15 protein-coding genes and 9 pseudogenes are annotated in these 20481 nt (G+C 68.1%); 7 read left to right on the top strand and 17 right to left on the bottom strand.

All coding sequences use genetic code 11. From position 1 onward, the window contains the following. Positions 1–28: 28 nt before the first annotated feature. Positions 29–385: pseudogene (locus tag ACFZCP_RS38760) on the top strand (NUDIX domain-containing protein); the annotation flags it as partial. A 175-nt stretch (positions 386–560) separates the two neighbouring features. On the opposite strand, the pseudogene ACFZCP_RS38755 reads toward ACFZCP_RS38760, so the two are convergent. The 6 genes and pseudogenes from ACFZCP_RS38755 to ACFZCP_RS38730 form a co-directional block, all read right to left on the bottom strand. Next, positions 561–926 (bottom strand): annotated as a pseudogene (locus tag ACFZCP_RS38755) (transposase); the annotation flags it as partial. A gap of 104 nt (positions 927–1030) precedes the next feature. Continuing rightward, positions 1031–1569 (bottom strand): annotated as a pseudogene (locus ACFZCP_RS38750) (hypothetical protein). A 45-nt stretch (positions 1570–1614) separates the two neighbouring features. Continuing rightward, a pseudogene (locus ACFZCP_RS38745) lies at positions 1615–1932 on the bottom strand (transposase); the annotation flags it as partial. Next, a pseudogene (locus ACFZCP_RS38740) lies at positions 1932–2284 on the bottom strand (transposase); the annotation flags it as partial. The pseudogenes ACFZCP_RS38740 and ACFZCP_RS38745, both read right to left, overlap by 1 nt. A 212-nt stretch (positions 2285–2496) precedes the next feature. Next, the gene (locus ACFZCP_RS38735) at positions 2497–2889 is read right to left on the bottom strand and encodes a metalloregulator ArsR/SmtB family transcription factor (protein ID WP_362699488.1); all 393 of its coding nucleotides are present in this window, start codon (positions 2887–2889) and stop codon (positions 2497–2499) included. 196 nt (positions 2890–3085) lie between these two features. Further along, on the bottom strand, positions 3086–3460 hold the full coding sequence (locus ACFZCP_RS38730) for a hypothetical protein (protein ID WP_362699486.1): 375 nt from the start codon (positions 3458–3460) through the stop codon (positions 3086–3088). 807 nt (positions 3461–4267) lie between these two features. On the opposite strand from ACFZCP_RS38730, the pseudogene ACFZCP_RS38725 reads away from it, so the two are divergent. Continuing rightward, positions 4268–5079: pseudogene (locus ACFZCP_RS38725) on the top strand (class I SAM-dependent methyltransferase). A gap of 115 nt (positions 5080–5194) precedes the next feature. Next, positions 5195–6004: a transposase family protein gene (locus ACFZCP_RS38720; RefSeq protein WP_391438818.1), complete on the top strand. Its 810-nt coding sequence runs from the start codon at positions 5195–5197 to the stop codon at positions 6002–6004. A gap of 18 nt (positions 6005–6022) precedes the next feature. Here ACFZCP_RS38720 and ACFZCP_RS38715 read toward each other — a convergent pair. From ACFZCP_RS38715 to ACFZCP_RS38695, 5 genes and pseudogenes are all read right to left on the bottom strand, one after another. Further along, positions 6023–6202: pseudogene (locus ACFZCP_RS38715) on the bottom strand (IS5/IS1182 family transposase); the annotation flags it as partial. 372 nt (positions 6203–6574) lie between these two features. Beyond that, on the bottom strand, positions 6575–7441 hold the full coding sequence (locus ACFZCP_RS38710; RefSeq protein WP_391438703.1) for a GyrI-like domain-containing protein: 867 nt from the start codon (positions 7439–7441) through the stop codon (positions 6575–6577). 62 nt (positions 7442–7503) lie between these two features. Beyond that, positions 7504–8316 (bottom strand): phytanoyl-CoA dioxygenase family protein, encoded by an 813-nt coding sequence (locus ACFZCP_RS38705; RefSeq protein ID WP_391438700.1) that lies wholly within the window; start codon positions 8314–8316, stop codon positions 7504–7506. Positions 8317–8464: 148 nt separating this feature from the next. Further along, a complete protein-coding gene (locus ACFZCP_RS38700; protein ID WP_391438696.1) occupies positions 8465–8848 on the bottom strand; it encodes a hypothetical protein in 384 nt (127 codons plus the stop codon). Between the two features lie 590 nt (positions 8849–9438). Then, positions 9439–10266: a methyltransferase domain-containing protein gene (locus ACFZCP_RS38695; protein ID WP_391438693.1), complete on the bottom strand. Its 828-nt coding sequence runs from the start codon at positions 10264–10266 to the stop codon at positions 9439–9441. Between the two features lie 72 nt (positions 10267–10338). Between ACFZCP_RS38695 and ACFZCP_RS38690 the strand changes: the two genes are divergently transcribed. Together ACFZCP_RS38690 and ACFZCP_RS38685 are read left to right on the top strand one after the other, a co-directional pair. After that, the gene (locus ACFZCP_RS38690; protein ID WP_391438691.1) at positions 10339–10941 is read left to right on the top strand and encodes a TetR family transcriptional regulator; all 603 of its coding nucleotides are present in this window, start codon (positions 10339–10341) and stop codon (positions 10939–10941) included. 155 nt (positions 10942–11096) lie between these two features. Then, the gene (locus ACFZCP_RS38685) at positions 11097–11378 is read left to right on the top strand and encodes a hypothetical protein (protein WP_391438689.1); all 282 of its coding nucleotides are present in this window, start codon (positions 11097–11099) and stop codon (positions 11376–11378) included. Positions 11379–11396: 18 nt separating this feature from the next. On the opposite strand, the gene ACFZCP_RS38680 is transcribed toward ACFZCP_RS38685, so the two are convergent. The 4 genes and pseudogenes from ACFZCP_RS38680 to ACFZCP_RS38665 all read right to left on the bottom strand — a co-directional run bounded on the left by ACFZCP_RS38680 (position 11397) and on the right by ACFZCP_RS38665 (position 14772). Beyond that, positions 11397–12278, bottom strand: coding sequence for an IS5 family transposase (locus ACFZCP_RS38680; protein WP_391438687.1), 882 nt, complete (start codon positions 12276–12278; stop codon positions 11397–11399). Between the two features lie 838 nt (positions 12279–13116). Further along, positions 13117–13697, bottom strand: a pseudogene (locus tag ACFZCP_RS38675) (transposase). A gap of 5 nt (positions 13698–13702) precedes the next feature. Then, positions 13703–14038: a DUF6896 domain-containing protein gene (locus ACFZCP_RS38670; RefSeq protein ID WP_391438684.1), complete on the bottom strand. Its 336-nt coding sequence runs from the start codon at positions 14036–14038 to the stop codon at positions 13703–13705. 362 nt (positions 14039–14400) lie between these two features. Next, complete coding sequence (locus ACFZCP_RS38665; protein WP_391438681.1) at positions 14401–14772, bottom strand: VOC family protein; 372 nt, start codon at positions 14770–14772, stop codon at positions 14401–14403. Positions 14773–15017: 245 nt separating this feature from the next. On the opposite strand from ACFZCP_RS38665, the gene ACFZCP_RS38660 reads away from it, so the two are divergent. Together ACFZCP_RS38660 and ACFZCP_RS38655 are read left to right on the top strand one after the other, a co-directional pair. After that, the gene (locus ACFZCP_RS38660) at positions 15018–15845 is read left to right on the top strand and encodes a DUF1275 family protein (RefSeq protein WP_391438678.1); all 828 of its coding nucleotides are present in this window, start codon (positions 15018–15020) and stop codon (positions 15843–15845) included. Between the two features lie 321 nt (positions 15846–16166). Further along, positions 16167–16715, top strand: a complete 549-nt coding sequence (locus tag ACFZCP_RS38655) for a TetR family transcriptional regulator (RefSeq protein ID WP_391438675.1) — start codon at positions 16167–16169, stop codon at positions 16713–16715. Positions 16716–16968: 253 nt separating this feature from the next. Here the strand turns inward: ACFZCP_RS38655 and ACFZCP_RS38650 are convergent. Both ACFZCP_RS38650 and ACFZCP_RS38645 read right to left on the bottom strand, forming a co-directional pair. Further along, a pseudogene (locus ACFZCP_RS38650) lies at positions 16969–17527 on the bottom strand (transposase); the annotation flags it as partial. A 15-nt stretch (positions 17528–17542) separates the two neighbouring features. After that, positions 17543–20473 (bottom strand): BTAD domain-containing putative transcriptional regulator, encoded by a 2931-nt coding sequence (locus tag ACFZCP_RS38645; protein ID WP_391438672.1) that lies wholly within the window; start codon positions 20471–20473, stop codon positions 17543–17545. Positions 20474–20481 lie beyond the last annotated feature (8 nt).

The following is a 20481-nucleotide window of genomic DNA, read 5'->3' as shown; positions in this document are numbered from 1 at the left end:
GCAGTCCCAAGGGCCATAGGCTGCCTGGATGAACGATCGTGCCCTCTCAGGGCCCGGTGCCGAACTACGTAGACGCGAGGCCGAGCTGCGGGTCAGTGCTCGCGCAGTCGTCGTGAACCAGGAGGGCCGAGTCCTCCTCATCCGGCATCTCGATAATGACCGAGAGTTCCATGTTCTGCCTGGCGGACGTGTAGAGCCCGGTGAGACGGCTGCCGAGGCCGCCTGCCGGGAGGTGAAAGAAGAGACCGGACTGCAGGTCAGCATCGGTGATCTGCTCTGGATCCGCGAGTACCTGCCGGAACGGCACCCAGCCAACCCGTATCACCGCACCCAAATGCATCAACTTCAGTTGTACTTCAAAGCCCAACTGGCCTCCGACACCACGTCGCCAGCGACAGCGCCAGATCGCACGCAATCAGCCGTCATCTGGCACCCCCTGGTTCACGGTAAGCGAACTGGTGCTGCTTCCTTTCGGGCTGACGGCATCCCTCGCCGCACTTGGCACGGAACAGGCCGCGAACGGCTCCGTTTACCTCGGCGACCTGCCCTGAAGTTGACGGTCAGCCGGTTCGACGGGGTTTGGTGCCCTTCGTGTGATGCGCGGGACGCGCGTATGCCTCGCCCGTCGCAAGGACTCGTCCCACGTCATGACGTGGTGACGGGCGGCGGATCTTCGAACCAGGTGGGCGGCCGGGGCCGGGACGGGAAGGTTTTCGTACACGTGCTGGTGATGGCTCCTTCGCGCACAGGTTTATCAACCCCCGCCGGACCCGGGCCGGGGCGAGCTTGTTCGCTGAAGCCGGCTTCTCCCAGGGCCGACGCAGGTCGGCAACCAACGGTCGGGCGAGACGGAGCTGGGTGTGGGCCGCGATCACCAGCCACGTCCACCGCTCCACGGCCAAGGAACGGGTCTCTTTTGGTGAGGTGGAGGTGCCGCTGAGCACGGCGAACCATTGGGTGGCGAAGGCCGACAATGCTCAAGTTAGACGCCCCGCGCGCGACAGCCGCAGGCCGCCCTGGTAGTGGGTACTCAGGGCGTTTGGGGCGGCGCAAGTCGCCATTCCCCGGAATGGCCAGGCGGGAGCGCCAGGTCGCGGCGGACAGCCGCGTAGTACGCCTCACGTGCGGCGCGTTGGCGCTTGAGCATGGTTGACCAGGATTCCGGGCTATGAGTCTGGTCTCGCAGAAACCCTTCCATCTCCATCACCACGACGACCCATTCGCGGGCTTTCTCCACCACGTCCGGGCTGCCGAGCATCAGTAGTGCCTCCCCGGCTGGGTCCCGGGCATTCAGTGGCATCGGCCAGGTGAGGCGCAGCTTCCTCGGGTGACAAGGGGTGCGGGTGAGGGTCGTTTCCAAGGTGCGCCGCGATCCGGTACGCCAGGGTGACACTCTTCTTCAGCGACCTGGCGTAGTCGGCGTAGGCCGTCAGCCGCCGCTCTTCCCAACGGGCTGCCTGCTCGCGACGAAATCGGGCTTGGTCGCCGCGCGTGCTTCGCCAAGTACGATCCAAGGGCGCCGATTAACACGCCGATCAGTGCGGGGAGCGGTTGTATGAACACCGACATGGCCACACGGTATATCGCCGTGGCGTGCTGCGACTTGATGGTGTTTCAATTCACGAGTCTTCGGTAGCCGATGAGAACTGCGGCGATGCCGACGAACGCGAGGAAGTGCTCGGCCTTGCGTTCGTAGCGACGATGTAGGCGTCGAGAGCCCGCCAACCAGGACACGGTTCGCTCGACCACCCAGCGAGGTCGGCCCAGTCGAGTGGGGGACTCGATGCCCCTGCGGGTGATGCGATGGCGGATGCCACGCTTGCGGAGCCATCGGCGGAGTTGGTCGCAGTCGTAGCCCTTGTCGGCATGGAGCTTCGCCGGCCGACGCCTACGTGGTCCGCGGCGGGAACGGATCGGCGGGATGCCGCGGACCGGTCCGGACATGTGGCGGCATCCGGTCGCAGCCACGGCGAGACGTCCACCGCCAAGACCAGCCGACAGTCCAGCACCCGAGCGACGGCATTTCTGTCACTGCCCGACGCAGTCGGCCGACATCGATTCGGCCTTGATTGTGGCCGCCGTAAAGAGCTCCGTGGCCACGGCGATGTTCAGCCGCGAGCGCGAGGTCGACCAGTGTCTTCACCGGCCCGTCCGAGCGCAACAGGGCATTGCACAACTCGAACAACGCGTCGCCCCGAGCGGTCAAGCAGGCGTACAACTCCGTCGGGAAGCGTGACACTTCCGCGAGCGCGTCCCGCGGGACACCTTGGTACACCAAACTCATCGTTACGGCCTTCGTGCTGGTCAAGTACCTCTGGGACGGAGCACATGATCAGACGGGGGCAACCTTCACGCCCGCTGAACTGCGGAAATCTTGCATAAGTTCGGGACGCGTTCGAGGGCAGACCCTAAACGACAGGCTTACGCCTCCACCGCCTCCACCGCCTCCACCGGCATGGTCACGTCTGTCACCAGATGCGGCTTCCCCGACCGGATCTACACCGTTCTTTGTGCGGAACCGGCTGAAGGGCTGACTGCCGCTGCCGCCTGCGGTGGGGAGATGTCGGTCTGCTGAAGCTCGGCCAGGAGCTGGTTGCGTCCGGCCAGAAGCTCGGTCAGGATGCGGCGCGCCGAGCGCAGGAGTTCAGCCACATCACCGCCGGCGAGTTCATACCTGACGGTGGAGCCCTCACGCGTGGACACGACGATGCCCGCGCGGCGCAGGACCGCCAGCTGCTGCGAAAGGCTCGAAGGCTCGATCTCGATATCGGCGAGCAAGTCCCGCACCGGGACCGGACCATGCTGCAGCAACTCCAGGACCCTGATGCGCGCCGGGTGCCCGAGCATGCGGAAGAACTCCGCCTTGGCTTGGTAGAGAGGGACCTGCATAGCGCTCTTCCTGCCTGTCGGGGTGGCCTTCCAAGTCGCGGTGGCGTCCCGAGGACGCCACCGCGACACAAAGTCCTGCCTGCTCATTCTCCTCGGTCCAGGCACCTCTCGTTCATGAATTGCCGTCCTCTCCATGTGATGACTTGAAGAAGTCTTCAATTCATGGGCGCATGTCGGCCCGGCTCTCGGGAACGTCCTAGACCTCGAGTTGCTCCTCGATCCGCTTCAGCTGATGACGGGCCATGGCCAGGTTCGAACGGACCTTGTCAATGACGAGATACACGAACAGACCGTTACCCGTCCGGCCGGCCACCAGCCGGATGAGGTGGTACTGCCCCTCCAGCGTGATCAAGATGTCCTCGATCCGGCTCCCGAGACCCAGAAGCTCCATGGTGCGCACCTTGGCACGAATCACATCCGTGTTCCCCGCCGCGGCAACCGCCAGGTCCAGATCCCTGCCCCCACCCAGGGTCCCAAGAGCCATGCCGCTCGTGTAGTCGACGACAGCCGCCCCCAACGCCCCCTCGACCCCGGTCATCATTTCCTTCAGAGCCACTTCCACACTCGCCATCGGCGCCTCCCCTTGATTGTTCGGCAGCGGCGGGCACCAGACCCCTCACCCGCCCGCAACCGCACCGTAAATGCACCACCCCCACCGCTAGACATCCCGCCCACAATCGGCAGAACATGACCGGAAAACCCACCGACGCAATCGCCCAATGAACAGAACCGACAGATCACCCGACACCTGCAACACCACCGGCAGGACCAGGCCGACCACCCTCGCGCCCACCCGAACAACCCACACCAACACCCCGACAACATGACCCTGTCCCCCGAACACACCGGTGATACCGGGCACCCCGCAATACCGGGCACACAGACCGGGCACGTGGTCCTTCCCGGCCCCGCCGCGGTCCCCGCCGAGGATCTGCCCCACCCGGCCACACCGCCATCGCACCGGGACAGCAAGCCAGCCTGTCGAATACGCCACGATCCGTCCCCCCTGCCCCACTCCCCCGTGCGCAGCACGCTAACCGTGCTCACCACCGCAGTGCTCTTGGCCTTTGGTGCTGACCCACACCTCCCAGATCCTGACGGGCAAACGCCCAAGAATCTCGCTGTCCACTACAGCCATGACCTGGCGGTCACGTGCGGCGGGTGCGTCATCGCTGCTTGAGCTCGGCGGCAGTCGCTCGCCTAGCGCGCACGTGCCGCCCAGCGGGCGCAGAAGATCAACTGTGCCTTGGCGGAGCTGTCCCCGTACGCGCATCCGGAGTTGGATTTCGAGAGCCGATCGACCTGGTGCTGGCCACAGGTTGGTTGGCGAGTCCGGCAGCGTAGTGGGCCAGTCCGCCTCCGTGTATCGTCCGGACTCATGGGTGACCTGGCAGGGCGCTGGCGGGAGTTGAACAAGGCGTATGGGGACGAGCGGGTGCCCATCCATCTGGGCGCGGACTTCTACGACATGGAGGGGTTCCGGGCCCGGCCCGATTCGCTGAAGGACTTCGAGACAGCCGAGGTGGGGGATGTCGGGACAAGCGCCTGATCCATCTGCAGTGCCACTTCGGCCGGGACACGCTGTCGTGGGCGGCACGAGGAGCCCAGGTCACCGGGTTGGACTTCTCTCCACCCGCGATCGAGGCGGCTTCACGATTCGCAGCCGATCTCGGCATCGACGCACGCTTCGTGACCGCGGACGTCTACGATGCGGTCTCGGCGGTCGAGGGGGAGACCTTCGACATTGTCTACGTCAGCTTCGGGGCGCTGAACTGGCTTCCCGACATCAGTCGCTGGGCGTCGGTGGTCGCCGAACTGCTCGCCCCAGGTGGACACCTGTACCTCGCGGAGTTCCATCCCTTCAGCTTCGTCCTCGATGACGAGACCGGAAGCACGGTCACACACGACTACTTCGATGAAGGTCCGGAAGCCTCGGGAGGCCCCGGTACGTACGCCGATGAGGCGGCAACGACCGAGGCCAACGAGACCGTCGAGTGGCGGCACAGTCTGTCGACCGTTGTCTCGGCGATCGCCGGAGCTGGGCTACGGATCCAGTTTCTTCACGAGCACGACCACACCTTCTACCTCCAATGCCAGTCGCTTGAGCGCCACGACGGCGACATCTACCGGCATACCGAGGGCGCTCCGCGCACTCCCCTCACCTACTCGATCCGCGCCGAGAAGGCTTGAGCCACTCGATCCAGCGCGGATCGGGTATGCGGGCCCCGGGCTCGAACAGACGTAAAGCCCCTGGTAGGACAGGTCTCATCACAAGATCATGTCCGTAACCACCAGAGGCCTCACGTTGGTCACCTATGTTGCCACGCTCGACGTCCCGCGCCATGGCGTGGAGTACCTGTCCCGTCTGCTGGCCGTGCACCGGCGGCGAATTGGCACTCCGCGCGGCAGCCGCGCGCTCGGCCCGTTCCGCCAAGCCGTGCTGGTGCTGCGCTGGTTCCGCGAGCGCGGATGCGTCCACTGCCTGGCCCGCGACGCCGGCGTCTCCCAGGCCATCGGCTACCGCTACCTGCACGAAGGCATCGATGGCCTCGCCGCCCAGGCCCCGGACCTCCACCAGGTCCTGGACCGCTGCCGACGCGAGGGCATGACCCACGTGATCCTCGACGGCACGCTGATCGATTCCGACCGCGCCGCGGGAGTCTGCGACAACGGCAACGACCTGTGGTTCAGCCAGAAACACAAGGCCTTCGGCGGCAACGTGCAGTTCTTGTCCGCCCCGGACGGCACCCCGCTGTGGGTCTCCGACGCCGAGCCCGGCTCCACCCCCGACATCACCGCCGCACGCATCCACGCATTGCCCGCGCTGTACAAGGCCGCCGCCGACGGCCTGCCCACCCTCGCCGACAAGGGCTACATTGGCGCGGGGATCGGCATCGTTGTCCCGGTCCGGCGCCCGAAGGGCCGCTCCGAACAGACCCTGCACGCGGACACGCGCGCCACCAACAGCCTGATCAGAGGCGTCCGCGCCCTCGGGGAACGCGCCGCAGCCGAGCTCAAGCAGCGGTGGCGAACCCTGCAGCACGTCACGCTCAGCCCCAGGCGGATCGGCGACATCGCCCGAGCCGCCATCGTTCTCAACGGCGTCTGGAAATGATCAACGCTGAGAAAACGTCAGTCGCTGGCTTGAGTCCATGCCCTTGCGGGCGATCCGCGGTGTGATTCCGCGAGCTCGCAACCATCATCACGTGTGGTCGTAGTCATAGCCCTTGTCACCGTGGAGATTGCCGGGTCTGCGGCGTCGTTGCCCGCGCCCCCAGCAAATGGGCGGTATCCCGCACACCAACGGAATCAGAGGTCGCGATTGCTGCGCTGGCATCGTTTACCAGGGTTCTCATGAACAAAGCCAGGTGCTGAACTTCCTGATGCGGGTGAGGCGTTGGCGGCAGTTCGTGGTGTCTGGCGTACCGGACAGGGACGGGTTGCCACCAGCGGCACGCCAGCGCCGGGTGGCAGTGCGGATGCAGGCCCGCGGAGATATTTGCCGTGTCCGAGCCGAGGGATGGCCTGCGCAACAGACCCGGACTGGTCGTCGTGGACGGCAATTCGTTGCCCTCGTCAAAGTACGAATTTCCGGGACGTGACCGGACGTGGCTGTCGAGGTCGAGTCGAAGGCAGAGCCCACCGAAGCGCTCGCACACTCATGCCCGGCAGCTTGCCGCTGTGTTCAGCCGTGCTCGGGCTCCACCGGGAGCCACAGTTCGGCGTCGGCCTCGGTCTTCTCCGACTTCAGGCGCGTGCGCAGGATCTCGGGGCCGGTGCGGGTGCGATACGGGTTCGACGGGAACCACTCGGTGAACACGTCCCGCCACAGCTCCTGGATGGCCTGCGGCACCGGCCCGGAGGTGGTGAAGACCGCCCAGGTGCCGGCCGGGACGGCCAACGTGGTCATGCCCTCCAGAGCGGCCGCGGAGGTGATCACACCGTGGTGGTAGTCGAGTTCAGTGCCCTCGGCGCGGCTGGGCTCCATGCCGTCGCATACCGCGACCATGCCGTGCGGCTCCTGGTCCGACAGCTTCTCCAGGCGCTGCAGGATCTGCGGGTCGATCCCACGGACGAAGTCCATGATCGCCTGGTTCGGCCCCGCATGCACCAGCGGTACCCGGGTCTCGAGCCCGACGACGGTGAAGTCCTCCTTGTCCACGACGCGGTATCGAATACTGCTGCTCCCTTCGATGGTGAGGCGGAAGGCCATCCGGGACTGGGAGTTGAGCGCGGCGCCGGTACGCCGGGCCTCGCCCGGTCCGATGCCGTGCATGGCACGGAACGCCCGCGCGAACGCCTCGCCGGAGCTGTAGCCGTAGCGCACCGCGATCTCCAGCAGCGTCTCACGCCCCGCGAGTACTTCGGCGCCCGCGAGGGTGAGCCGGCGGCGCCGGACGTACTCCGACAGCGGCATGCCCGCGAGCGCGGAAAACATTCGGCGCAGGTGGTGCTCCGAGGTGGCCGCGATGCGTGCCACCTCCTCCACGTCAACAGCCTGGTCGAGATGGCACTCGATGTGTTCCATGGCCTGGTTCAGCCGCTCCAGCATGCCCGGCCTCCTTCCTCTTCCCTCTTCACGACCACCTTGCCGACGATGGTCGTGAAGCCTGTCTACCGAGCGCTGCGGTCGGTGCTGTCCCCGTCCGGGCCGGGGGTGTCCTGTCCCAGGCCCCGGCGGATCGCAATCTCCACAGGTGAGTACGCACCGTCGGCCCGTATCAGTTCGTACGGCACGGCCGGCATCAGCGGCGGCTGGGCCATGAAGCGCGGCCGGACCCCATGGTGCGGTTGCGCCGCGTGCACCAGGAACGGATGGCACAGGAAGACGTCGCCCGGGGACCCGGTGGCGAGGGCGAGTGGCCGGTGATCGGACGCCGCCACCAGATCGGGCGCGAGGGCGAGCCCGCTCGCCCCGTCCTCCCCGTACTGCTCCAGCACCTTCGGCACGTCGAGGTGTGAGCCGACCCGGATCCGGGTCGGGGCATCCTCCTCCCCGACCTCGCTGAACAGGAACAGCATCAGCAACGCCCGGCCTCGGGAGCGCAGATTCGTGAAGTACCAGCTTTCGCCCTCCGGCAGATAGCTCCCCTCGATGTGCCAGCCCGCGTCGTCCGGCTCCTCCTCGTGCGGGAAGCGCAGCGGGAACGTGCCCAGCGAGTAGCGCGGCTCCCAGCGGCCGGCGCCCACGAGCAGGTCGTACGCGCTGTGCAGGGACGGGGAGTTTGGTGCGGCGGCGAACGGTCCCTGCGCCATGCCGCCCACCCGGTGCACGGGCTGCGTCCATGTCGAGGGGTCGTCCGGGTCGCAGCCCGTCTCCCGCCACAGCAGCCGCGCGCAGTCCGCGGCCACGCGCGGCGCGACGGCGCCCTCCAGCTTCACAAAGCCGTCGCTGAGGAAGCGTGATACCAAGGTCGTGTCATCCATGCCCCCATCGTGCGGCGACACCGGCCCCGATCGCCCGACATTTCCGCACCGCCTTTGTCGGGTGATCACCAATCCCCTCCCCGCCCCTACGGGAGAGAAAGCGACCGCTCCGCGTCACAGGACCCCACATGGCGGACGACGGCCCACGTCACCGTGCGGCAGCAAATGCCCCCACGGACCCACGCTTCAGGGCCTGTTCGGCGGACCACTGCGCCGTGGCAGGTGGGCTCCGGGCAATGAAGTCGCAGGAGTGACGGGGAACGGTTCGATAGGCCATCGTGAACTTGGCGACATACTCGTCGAAGGGTGCCGCGCGGGTGACCAACATGACCTGCTGGTCCTGAGAATGTCGACGCCTACCCGTGAAGAAACGGGGCGTTTCAAGGATCTTGACCCACTCGACCACTGCGTCTGCCACCTGGGCGCGCAAGGACTCCTCGATGCCCTTCCGGAAGGCGGCCGCGGGATCATCGCCGAGCCAGCCAAGCCAGTGATCAGGATCAGTGAGCTTGCTGAAGTCGTCCTGCGGCACCCCGTGACGGAGATTCTCCTGCTACTCCCCTGTCAGTTTCCCGCTGCTGTCCACCAACCACGCGCCGCGGATTGCCTCGGGAGGAACGTAGCCGTTCGGGTCGTCGATATACGTCGGGTCGATCTCGGCGACGCTGCCACCGGGATTCTCAGCAGCCGCAGACACGAGCGCCGGCTCGTTCGGTATGCCCTTGCGTCGTCTTCGTGAGCCAAAGCCCCACGTTCCCACCCCTACCGTCGCCCGCCCAGTTGACCCCGATTGTGCCGCACCGGTCAGTACCGCATGAGGGCGGGTGTGCGTGACGGCGACAGGTACTTGGGGACTCCCAGGGTTCAGGCAAGATTTTTGTGATGAGTGACGGACAGTAATCCGGATCACGCGAGGATGACTCCTGTCCAGGGTGCCCTGCCTACGCGCACCGCGCCGATGAAGCACCCGGCCCCGTCTGCATTCCAGTCGTCACTGGCACCCGCCAGGCTGGCAACTCCCGGTCGAGATGGTCGCCCACGCGCGGGCCGCACCGCCGACGCCCGGCAGAGCGTCGAGCAGCCGCACGGATTCGTGGGTCGGCGGCGACTTGGCCGATGGACTCAGGGGGAGCCGACGCGACGGGCGGTCGCTGCCAGGGTGGTGTAGTTCATCGTGAAGCGTCCACCCAGAGAGTCGATGGCGCCCCCAACCGCGTCCAGTATCTCGGCCAGCTGATCGGGACGGAGTTGAGTGAGGCCGCCGGTGGTGGGCAGCAGGTCCAGCCAGTGGTCGCGCGTGTAGGACTGCTCCCAGTCGAATCGCCACTGTTCGGGAGCGTTGAACTGTTCGGTCTCGCGGATGTTGTCGGCGAACTTCGCGTATGCCGCCTGGTAGAGGTCGAGCGGACGTCGGGCCGGTTGGCCGTTGAGCGGGGAGTCGGGCGCCGCCCGCCGGTAGGCAGCAAAGAACGGTTCGGCCACCTCGGTTGGCGGCTCGTACACGTGCCCGAAGATCGCCAGCCGTCCCCCTGGCCGCAGCACACGTGCCGCCTTTGCGACGCCGGCGACCGGTTCCACCCAGTGCCACGACTGAGCGGCGACGACCGCGTCGAATGTTCGGCCGGCCGACTGCCAGGCTTCGAAGGTCGCCACCTCGACCTGCAGGCCCCGGGCTCGCGCGAAGTCGGCCATCCGCACATCGGGCTCGATGCCGAGCACGGTGCAGCCGGCGGCCTGGAACTGGCGGGCTGCGATGCCGGTACCGCAGCCGACGTCGAGCACGTCAGGGCCGGGGCTTCCGGTGACGATCCGCGTCACCAGCGTATCGGGGTAGCCGGGCCGGCCCTGGTCGTAGCGTTGCGCGTCCACGCCGAACGACTCGGCCATCCCCCGGGCCTCATGCGGCCCCGCCGGGGATGATTCTGGCTGCTCTCGCGGTAAAATGGGCATGCGCCCACCTTAGTGGGCGTGCGCCCACTGGGCAACGGTTGCCGGCGGGGTGACGCACGAGAGGATCTGTGAATGCCAACTGGGGTGCACCTTCGCGACGCACGGCAGCAGCTGTTCGACGCTGCAGAACGCGTGCTTCTGCGGGACGGGCCGAACGGGCTGACCAGCCGGGCCGTTACCGACGAGGCGGGCTGCGCCAAAGGCGTCCTGCACCGGCACTTCACCGACTTCGACGCCTTCCTCACCGACCTCGTGCTCGACCGGGCCGCGCAGCTTGAGACGCAGGCAAGTGCGCTGCGCGAGTCCGCCGGCACCGGTTCGGTGGCCGACAACCTCACCAGCGCGCTGAACACCCTGTTCCAACCGATTCCGGTGGCAATCATCCCGCTCATCACCTTCCGGGATGAGCTGCGCGCACGGCTGCGGCAGGCCAGGCCCGGAGGCGGCATCGCAATCCTCGCCGAGGCCGCGGCCGCGATCTCCGCTTATCTGGCCGTCGAGCGTGAACTGGGCCGCATCGCGGCCGACGCCGACATCGACTCGCTCACCCTCTCTCTGGTCGGTGGCGGGCATCTCCTGTTCGCTGACCGCGCCCCCGGCCCGCCGGACCTGACAGCCGTCAACAAGCTCGTGACAGCGGTTGTCGCCGATGCCGTGCAACGACGACCGGCCTAGGGCCTGTCCGATGGGTCATGCGACGGAGGCTGTGCGGCCTCATGCGCCGCGCTCCCTGGCCCAAAGGGATGGTGATGGTCAAGCGGGGTGGTCAGCTGGGGTGCGACATGCCAAGATCGCCGTGTGTAACTCGCCGACTACACAGGGAGTTTGACGTGTCCGAGAAGTTGCCTTCGACCGAAGAAACCGGCTTGGTCCTTATCCCGGCCGAGAAGACGACCCCAGAGGAGCAGGCCACACTGTCCGTGTACCACCAGGACGGCGCCCCGGTCCTGGTTATCACCAATGGGACCCACCTCCCGGCCCGGCTCACTGTCACGAACGCCACCGGTGCCACCGTCGCCACCTACACCGTTGACCCGCCTACCGGCAAGAGGCTCAAACCCATCGTCGTCGATATCGTGGCTGAGATTAACGTCGCGGTCGACTCAATGTAATGACAGCAACGGCGTTTTCTAGGACCGGAGCCAGAGCCGGATCGCCGCGAGGGTGACCGTGCCGTGGAAGACGAACGCCCGCTTGTCGAATCGCATGGCGACTGCCCGGTTGATCTTCAACTTCCCGATCAGCCGTTCCACTTCGTTCCTGCGGACGTAGCGGGTCTCGTCGAAGCTGGTGGGTCGACCGCCTCGGCTGCCACGCCGCAGGCGGTTGGCCCGCTGATTGCTCGGCTCAGGGATGGTGTGCTTGATCTGCCGGCGCCGCAGGTAGCGGCGATTACGTCGAGAGCTGTAGGCACGATCGCCTGCGAGATGGTCTGGACGGGTGCGCGGGTGCCCGCCGTTGGTCCGGGGGACGCGGATGCGATCCAGGACAGGAATCATCTGAGGCGCGTCGCCCCACTGCCCGGGAGTGATCAGCAGGGCCAGCGGCCGCAGGCCGCCTTCACCAACCAAGTGGACCTTCGTGGTGAGCCCGCCGCGGGAGCGGCCGAGCCCCTCGTCGTCCCGGTGGTGAGCAGGGCGGACTCGCCTGCCCGGCACCTTCGGAGCTTGGTGCCGGGCGCCAGCAGCGTGCTGGTGGGCCCGGCAGACCGTCGAGTCGATGCCCGCCATCGACCAGTCGATGCGCCCCTGCGCATCTGCGCCGGCTTGGACGGCCCGCAGGATCTTCTCCCACGTACCGTCCGCTGACCAGCGGCGATGTCGGTCGTATGCCGTCTGCCACTTACCGAACTGGGATGGCAGATCCCGCCACGGGATACCGGTCCGCAGCCGGAACAGAATTCCGTTGATCACTCGGCGGTGACACTTCCAGCGGCCTCCCCGCCCCACATTCTTCGGCAAGTGAGGCTTCAGCCTGGCCCACTCCGCATCACTTAGATCACCCCGCCCCACATGTCCCGGAACGAGTCCGCACCTGGTTCGTCACAGACCCATCAGACAGGCCCTAGGGACCCCTGGGTGTCGGCAAACGCACGTACACCGACCGCGGTCCGGCCACCCACCCTCAGGGCCTGGCCCGCCTCCTGGCCCCAGCCGCCGAGGGCCAGGAGCAGCCATCCCCGCTCTCGGCGCGCGGAACTGCGCTGCAGCCTCCCGCCATGATGTGGCGAGGGCGCTGACGTCATTTCTTGAAGTGAACGAAGCCGCGAGGAGGACCCGCTTGCGGAGCAAGAGGAGTCCGGCCCGGTTGAACATCTGCCCCTTCAGCGTTGTGAGTCTGTTGACGTGTCCCTCGACCACGCCGGAACTGTAGTCCGAGGTCAACCCCGCCAGCATGGCGTCGATGTCCTGACGCGGGAATCCGGCGAAGCTCTTCACCGGGGCGGGCGTGGTCTGCTCGGCCTGACGTATCCAGTCGTGTTGGAGGTAGCCGCGGCGGTGACGCAACAGGTCGGTGAACGTGCGGGGAAAGTCGCAGGCTGCGGCGATGTCCGGGCAGGCGAGCCGTAGCTCGTCCGGTCCGGCGGCATCTCGAGGTGACAGGCTCGCGCGGGTCTGCATGATCCAGCCGGTGATCCGGCGGGGCCTGGGTAACTCGGCGGGGGCCGGGGGTGCGGTGCCGGCGCGGACGGTGCGGAGGTAGCGGGTGAGGGTGGAGTAGCCGCCCTGGTCTCGCTGCCCACGCAGCTGTTCGAACAGGGCCGTGCCGCGACCGCCCGCGATCGTCCAGCACCAGCACGGCTGACTCAGGTCAAGATTCCTGACCCGGAAGGCTACTGTACTGATCGTTTCAGAATGACGTGCGGAGCCGTCTCAGGCAGGTGATGCTGCAAGCCAGTTCGAGCAGGCCCTGGTGAAGGTCGGCGCGGTGTTCGCAGCGGGTCCGGAGTCGTGTGAACTGGTGGAGTCACTGCGTCACGTCATGCCGGTTACCGCCAGCCGCGGACACGGCCAGTGTGCTTCCGTGCCGGTCGACGATCAGGTGATGGTTGGAGCCGGGGCGACCGCGGTCGACCGGCGACGGTCCGACGTGGTCCCCCCTTTGAAGGCTCTGACGTGGGAGCCGTCGACCGCACAGTCGTCCATCTCCAGCAGGCCCTGCTTGCGTAGTTCGGCAAGGCGTTCCGTGTGCAGCCGGGGCCGGACACCGGCTTCGGTTCTCCCGTAGGCGTCGCCAGGCGGTCACGCCCGAGTAGCCCACCACCGCTGCAGGAACGTCCCGCCGGCCACACCCTTGCGCAGCACGTAGACGATGCCCGCCAATGCAGCCCGGTCTGGCACCCGCTCGGGCTGCGGTGGCAGCAGTGGGGCTATGCGCTTCCACAGGTCTTCAGCGACGAGATCATCGGACACCTCGCAGACCCTGCCGATGGAGATCACCAACTGCCGGCCGACACACCGGTGTCAGCTGAAGCCTTGGACTCAGCCACGCTGAACCACCCCGGCCGCACCTCGATCAGTAGGGGCTTCAGCGACTCCACTGCGGACCGCAAGTCCTGCTCCGTGGGGTCGTGAGGCTCGGGCAAACTCAGTCCGTAGCAGCGCAGCCGCCAGAAATCGAAGATCTCCGTGCCGTCTGACGCGGAGTCCATGTCGATCCGGGTGCCGTTGTCCTTGATGAAGAGGCAGCCGGCCCCGTGGACCTGGTAGGAGTAGGTGTCGATTTCGTCGCTCCGACTGATGATCCGGCATGCACGTACCAGACTGAGCATGTCCCCCAGCCGTTCAAGCGGGGGATCGCAGCTCTCATGGCCACACCAACCGCGTTGAGGGCATCGATGTAACCGATCACAAGGACACGCGCTGTCACCTCGTGCGGTTCGGTCGCAGCCGAGCTCCGTTCCAAGCGGGCTCCCCGTCCAGGCTCGTAGCGATGGTCACACAGGGGCTTCCGGCATCTCCCACGAGCGGCATTCTGAAACGATCAGTGGCACCGCGCTTTCCGTCACCGCGTCATACAGGCAGCAGTCGCTCTGGTGGGACTTCGGAACCCTCCAGCGCTTCCCGGTGAGCTGCCGTGTCATAAGCGGACGGCCCGCGGCCTGACACATCGAAGCCCGGCTACACCCTCCAGTCAGCCTCGGCAGATACAGAAGGGATGTCCGGCTGGATCGGTGAGAACCCGCGCCCTGGTGGCCTCATGAGGCTGATGATCCGGCTTTCCCGCGCCCAGTTCCAGCAGCCGGTCCTCGGCCTCGTCCAGATCGACGACGTCGAAGCAAAGGTGCAGTTGCTGGGGAACGGTCTGGTCGGGCCAGCGCGGAGCCCGGAAGTCGTCGACCCGTTGAAAACCGATGAAGAGTCCGTCCTCACGGTTGAGACCAGCGAAGTCCGCGTCCGACTTCGGGTGAGGTTCGAAGCCAGTGGCCTGCTGATAGAACGCAGCCAGAGCAAGCGGATCAGGACAATCGAGCGTTATCGCAACCAGCTTCATCTGCAGGGACATGACGCCTCCGACTCGGCCAATGGGCTTCCGCGATGAACACCCTAGACGCGGCTGCCTGCGGCTGAGCGGGGAACCGACCGCCGGCCCGTCCGCTCAGGCGCCGCAGGTCAGAGACTCGCCCTGCCCAAGAGTCATCTAGGACAGGACACCACGTCAGCCAGCGGACGGACACGTGATCAGGCGGGCAGCGGTGTGTGGCTGCTTGGGCTTGCGGGCCTCGCGAAGGAGCCGTCACACCAGCAGGCGTGATCGGCCCGCGCCCGACCTCCTCCCGTGTGCTGTGCAGAAGTCCACCGCAGTCCACTCAGATGTCCACCGCTGCGGGGCGGGTCATGTCGTGCATGCTGTGGTGCATGGCCACGATCCACCGCCGTCCCGACACCCTGACCGTCGGGGTGCTTCTGGCAACAGTGGGCGGTTTTCTGGACGCCTACACCTTCGTGCGGCACCAGGTGTTCGCCAACCTGCAATCGGGCAACGTCCTGCTGTTCTGCGTGGAAGCCACGGCCGGGCACTGGCACAGAGCCCTCCTGCTGCTGGCCCCGATCGCGGCCTTCAGCGTCGGTGTCATCCTGGTGGAAGTGCTCGGCCTGTCTCGTGTGCAACGCCTTGTTCGCCGACCGCTGCGACTCGTGGTGACGATTCAGATCGTCTTGCTGACAGCGATCGCAGCGCAGCCCGCCGGCATGCCGGAGCAGGTGACGACGGTGACGGTCTCCTTCGTTGCCGCGCTGCAGTTCTCGACGTTCACGACCCTGCGCGACAGCCCCTACACCACACTTGCGGAGAGCGGGAACCTGCTCAAGGGCATCGTCGCCGCGCACCAGTGGTGGATGGCCAGAGAGCCGGCGGCCGCACGGCGGGCGGGTCGGTACGCCGCGGTCGTGGTCGCCTTTGCGGTCGGTGCGACTGCCGGCGCGATCCTCACCCGCGTGGTCGGGACCCCCGCCGTCGGAGTGGCTGCCTGCCTGCTCGCCGCCGTCCTGACGGCGCTGATCCGGCAGGCGCGGCAGCTGGAACAGGGCACGACCGACAAACGACCGCCGGCGCCCCCGCCCGCGGCCACGGACTGACCTTCGAACCTCGCAGCGCGACCCTCGCCCGTACAACAGCGTCGGCCGAGCCGCATACCCGATTCGGCCGGGACGGGGAAGGTCCACGCAGTAAGGCCGCCGACCATCGTCAGAAGAACCGGCAGGCACACCGGCCGGCCCGCCGACAGCGTCACGGCCACGCGGCGTTGGCGCCGGAGTGCGGGAAGCCGGGGTCAAGGACTGTCTCAGGATAGATGGCAAGTGGCATCTATGTGAGGAGAGTGATTGCATGGGCCGCGTGTCCCGGGCGCAAGCCGAGCACAGGAGAACCGGCAACGCGTCGTAGCCACCGCCTCCCGGATGTTTCGCGAGAAAGGCACCGCGGTCAGCGTCGCCGATCTGATGAAGGCCGCCGGGCTCACCCATGGCGGGTTCTACAAGCAGTTCGCCTCCAAGGAGGATCTGGTCGACGAGGCTGTCGCGCACGCCTTCGCCGAGCAGGCGGCACACTCGGCGGTGGCCTTCGAGGAGAAGTCCGGGGAGCACGAGACCGTCCGTCGGAGGGTGATCGAGGACTACCTCTCGGTCTGGCACCGTGATCACCCCGCGGACGGCTGCCCTGTCCCCGGATTCGCCGCTGACCTGGGGCGCGAGCCCGAGCAGGCCGCCCGCGCCCAGCACGTCTACATCAACGGGGTACGGAACCGTGCCGCTCGGCTGGCCACCGGCGACGACGACGGCATGGCCCAGCTCTGCACCATGGTCGGTGCCCTCGCCCTCGCCCTCGCCCTCGCCCTCGCCCTCGCCCGCGCCACCCGGGGCAACCCGCTCTCCGAAGAACTGCTGCAGGCCGCGCGCACGGCTCTCACCGAGAGCGCCCAGCCCGAACCGCAGCGGCGCACGGACTGACCGGGGCCGGCTGGGTGCACGGCCCCGGCCAGAAGCCCCGGGAGGTCTACGCCGTGGAGGCCGACCCCGACACCCGCGACAAGAGCGCCGCCCGTGATGGCACCGGCGACGGCTGATGCACCAGCCAGCCCACCGAGGCGACAGCGGGCTGTAGCTGCGGCCGACCGGCAGCTCCGCTCGAATGCGGCGGTGTTGCTGTACGACAGCGAAGTACAGCAACCACCTCGACGGCAGCCAAGAGCGTGTCCTTCCTGGTCGGTTTGAGGAGCCGTTGGTAGCAGCAGAGTGCGGCTGCCAGCCCGAGAAAGGCCAGGTAGTTGCCGGGTTTACGCTCGTAGCGGCGGTCGAGACGGCGGTAGCCGGTCAGCCGGGACCTGGTCCGTTCGATGACCCACCGGCGGCGCCCGAGTCGCTCTCTCGCGTCGATGCCCTCGCAGGCGATGCGGACGCCGATGCGCTTGGCCCAGAGCCATCGCCGCAGGTGAGGGATGTCGCAGGCCTTGTCGGCATGAAGACGCACGGGCTTGGAATCGGCTGTATGGGGTTCATGTCCAATGCGGAAAGGGGACAGCATCGGCTTCAGGGCGAGGCTGTCGCGGGTGTTGGCCGCGGAGAGTCCTACGCGTCGGGGCCTACGTCCGCATCGGACAGGACGTGCACCTTGGCACCGGGCCTGCCTCGGTCCACGGGGCTCGGACCTGCAAGTTCGCCCCCCTTTTCGCGCGAACGTGAGCCGAGTCGAGGACCGCGCAGGACAAGTCCACCAGACCCTTATCGTCCAGGCGTAGGAGAACCCCCTGGTGCAGCCGGCCCCCGGATGACCGCCCTCACCGGTCCGCGGCCACGGCCACAGTCATGGCTTCGAGGACGGACTCCACGACCTTCTCGGACAATCCCAGCATGCGCAGGACCTCCGAGGCGTGCGCCCCGGCCGTGTCGGCGACCTCGGCGGCCTGCCGGTAGTGCTTGCGTGCCTCCGCGTGGTGGCTTCGGGCGGTGGCGATGCGGCCGAGGCCGATGAGCGTGCGCACCCGGGGCCCCAGACTCTTGATCCAGTGCGGGTCGATCCGCTCCAGCGCCTCGCTGTAGAGCCGTTCCGCCTCTGCCAGGTCGCCCTCCTCCAGGGCGATGTCGCCGAGCCCGCGCAGCGCAGCCGCCAGGTAGGTGGAACTGCCGGCGCGGCGGGCGAGATCGGCGGCGTCCGCATAGGCGTTACGAGCCCCGGCCGTGTCGTCCCCGGCGAGGTGATCGCCCCGATTGACCAGCAGGTCGGCGCTGTCCTCCAGGGCGCCGAGCCGTTCGGTGAGCACCAGCGCCTCGTCGGTCAGAGCGAGGGCTCGCGTCCGGTCGCCGAGCGCGCCTGCCACGCCGGCCATCGTGTCCAGGGCCAGCGCGGTACCCCACCGGTCACCGAGCGAACGGAATCCCTCCAGGGCCTGGCCGAAGGTGTCCTCGGCCGCCGCGGGATCCCGCCGACCGAGGTGCCCGAATCCCGACACATAGTGGGCGGCGGCCCGCGCCCACGGCTCGGGGCAGTCGCGCTGGGACGAGACGAGCGCGAATGCGCCCTGCGGGTCCGGCCCGCCCGCGTTCCGCATCATCCACAGCAGCAGGACGACCGGGTACCGGCCCGACCGGTCGCCGGGCCATGCGTCCGCCAGCGCCTTTCCGGCCGTCGCACGGTGCCGCTGCCAGGCCTGCGCCCCGGCTTCGCCCGTCGCCGACGCCGCGCCGGCGATCAGCACGCACGTCGCGTACTCCTCGCCGAGCCCGTCGGGGACCGCCTCGCCCACCGCTGCGAGCAGCGCGATCGCCAGGGGCGCAACCGACGCGGAAGCGCCCCGGATCCACAGGTAGTTGAACGCCGCGGCAAGCAGCTCGAAAGCCGTCTCCACTGCCCGCTCCTCGACGGCCCAGCGCAGAGCGGCCAGGAGGTCACCGTGCTCGGCGGCGACCACGGGCAGCCACTCCACCTGCTCGGCCCGCCGCAGATGCGGGTCGGCCGTGCGCACCAGCTCCAGCAGGCGCTCGGCGTGGGCGCGCCGAACGGACTCGCCTTCGCCCGCCGCATCGAGCCGTTCGGCACCGTACGCGCGGATCGTCTCCAGCATCCGGTAGCGGCCGCCCGCCATCTCCAGCAGCGACTTGTCGGCCAGAGCCTCCAGCGTCTCACCGTCGGTGCCGCACACCCGAAGCGCGGAGGGAGCCGTCGCGCCCCCGGCGAAGACCGTGAACCGCCGCGCGGCCCGCTGCTCGGGCTCGCTGAGCAGGTCCCAGCTCCACGCGACCACCGAACGCAGCGTGCGGTGCCGCTCGTCCGCCGTGCGGTTGCCGCGGGCGCCGACAGCGAGCAGGTCGTCCAGCCGCCCCGCCAGGTCGTCGATGTCCAGGGTGCGCGACCGCGCCGCCGCGAGCTCGATCGCCAGCGGCAGGTCGTCGAGTGCCGCGCAGATCCGCCGCACGACCTCGGGGTCGGCGGTGAAGCCACGCTGTACGGCACCGGCCCGCTCGGTGAACAGCCGTACTGCCGCGTCCTCGTCGAGCGGCCGCACGGGGAAGAGGTGCTCGCCGATGATGCCGAGCGGCTCCCGGCTCGTCGCCAGCACACGCAGCCGCGGGCAGGTCGCCAGCAGCCGCGCCGCCAGCCTGGCGACCTCGTCGACAAGGTGCTCGCAGTTGTCCAGGACGAGCAGCAGCACTTGGTCGGACAGCGCCGCGATCAGACGATCGACCGGCGTCTTCGCGCCGCCGTCCATCTGGAGCCCGTTCTCGCGCAGGCCGAGCGCGCCCAGCAGGGCATGCGGCAGGCCGCCGCCGTCGCGCAGCGGGGCCAGCTCCACGAAGCACACCTGGTCCGCGGCGCCCCCGACGCCCGCGACCTCGACCGACAGCCGGGTCTTGCCGACGCCACCGGGCCCGATGAGGGTGACCAACCGGGCCACCCGCAACACCTCGGCGACCTCGGTCACCTCATCGGCGCGGCCCACGAAGCTCGTCAGCTGGGCGGGCGGCGCGGCGGGCGACGGCATCGGATCGGTGCTCAGCAGTTCCCGGTGCAGCGCCGTCAGTTCGGCCGAGGGATCGGCGCCCAGCTCGTCGGCCAGGTGCCGCCGGGTCTCCTCGAACACCACCAGCGCCTCGGCCTGCCCGCCCTCGGCGAACAGCGCCCGCATCAGCAGCCCCGCCAGCCGTTCCCGGAGTGGATAGGAGCCGACCAGTTCGCGCAGCTCAGGTACGACCGCCCTGTGCTCGCCAAGCCTCAGCCCCGCTTCTATGCGGTCTTCGAGTGCCCCGAGTCGGCGTTCCTCCAGCCGCACGGCGGCGGCCCGGGCCATCTCGCTCTCGGGCAGGTCGGCCAGCGCAGGTCCCCGCCACAGCTCCAGCGCCTCGCGCAGCAGCACGGCCGCCCGTCCGGCGTCGCCGTCGGCGAGCGCCGCACGGCCCTCCCCGGCCAAGCGCTCGAACCGGGAGGTGTCCACGTCGTCCGAATCGACCACGATCCGGTACCCCGCGCCGACCCGTTCGATCGCGGCCCCGGCGCCCAGTGCGCTACGGAGCCTGGACACCTGGGACTGCAGCGAATGTGCCGACAGCGCCCCGGCGGGGTCGATCTCGTCAGCCAGCCGGTCCGTCGAGACGACCTCTCCGGGGCGCACCAGCAGCAGGGCCAGCAGCGCCCGCCGGGCCGGTCCGCCCAACGGGACCTTGTTGCCGTCACCGTGCCATGCTCGGGTCTCGCCGAGGATTCCAAACTGCATGCAGGCGA

Origin of the sequence: Streptomyces sp. NPDC007971 (genome assembly GCF_042958635.1) — a bacterium.
In the GTDB taxonomy this organism is placed as follows: Bacteria; Actinomycetota; Actinomycetes; order Streptomycetales; family Streptomycetaceae; genus Streptomyces.
This window is presented reverse-complemented; position numbering and strand designations above follow the sequence as displayed.

Coding starts and splice junctions, on each gene's coding strand:
- ACFZCP_RS38735 (WP_362699488.1), bottom strand. CDS start 2,889: ATGCAGGTCCCTCTCTACCAAGCCAAGGCGGAGTTCTTCCGCATGCTC.
- ACFZCP_RS38730 (WP_362699486.1), bottom strand. CDS start 3,460: ATGGCGAGTGTGGAAGTGGCTCTGAAGGAAATGATGACCGGGGTCGAG.
- ACFZCP_RS38710 (WP_391438703.1), bottom strand. CDS start 7,441: ATGCTGGAGCGGCTGAACCAGGCCATGGAACACATCGAGTGCCATCTC.
- ACFZCP_RS38705 (WP_391438700.1), bottom strand. CDS start 8,316: ATGGATGACACGACCTTGGTATCACGCTTCCTCAGCGACGGCTTTGTG.
- ACFZCP_RS38695 (WP_391438693.1), bottom strand. CDS start 10,266: ATGCCCATTTTACCGCGAGAGCAGCCAGAATCATCCCCGGCGGGGCCG.
- ACFZCP_RS38690 (WP_391438691.1), top strand. CDS start 10,339: ATGCCAACTGGGGTGCACCTTCGCGACGCACGGCAGCAGCTGTTCGAC.
- ACFZCP_RS38670 (WP_391438684.1), bottom strand. CDS start 14,038: ATGCTCAGTCTGGTACGTGCATGCCGGATCATCAGTCGGAGCGACGAA.
- ACFZCP_RS38665 (WP_391438681.1), bottom strand. CDS start 14,772: ATGTCCCTGCAGATGAAGCTGGTTGCGATAACGCTCGATTGTCCTGAT.
- ACFZCP_RS38655 (WP_391438675.1), top strand. CDS start 16,167: ATGTTTCGCGAGAAAGGCACCGCGGTCAGCGTCGCCGATCTGATGAAG.
- ACFZCP_RS38645 (WP_391438672.1), bottom strand. CDS start 20,473: ATGCAGTTTGGAATCCTCGGCGAGACCCGAGCATGGCACGGTGACGGC.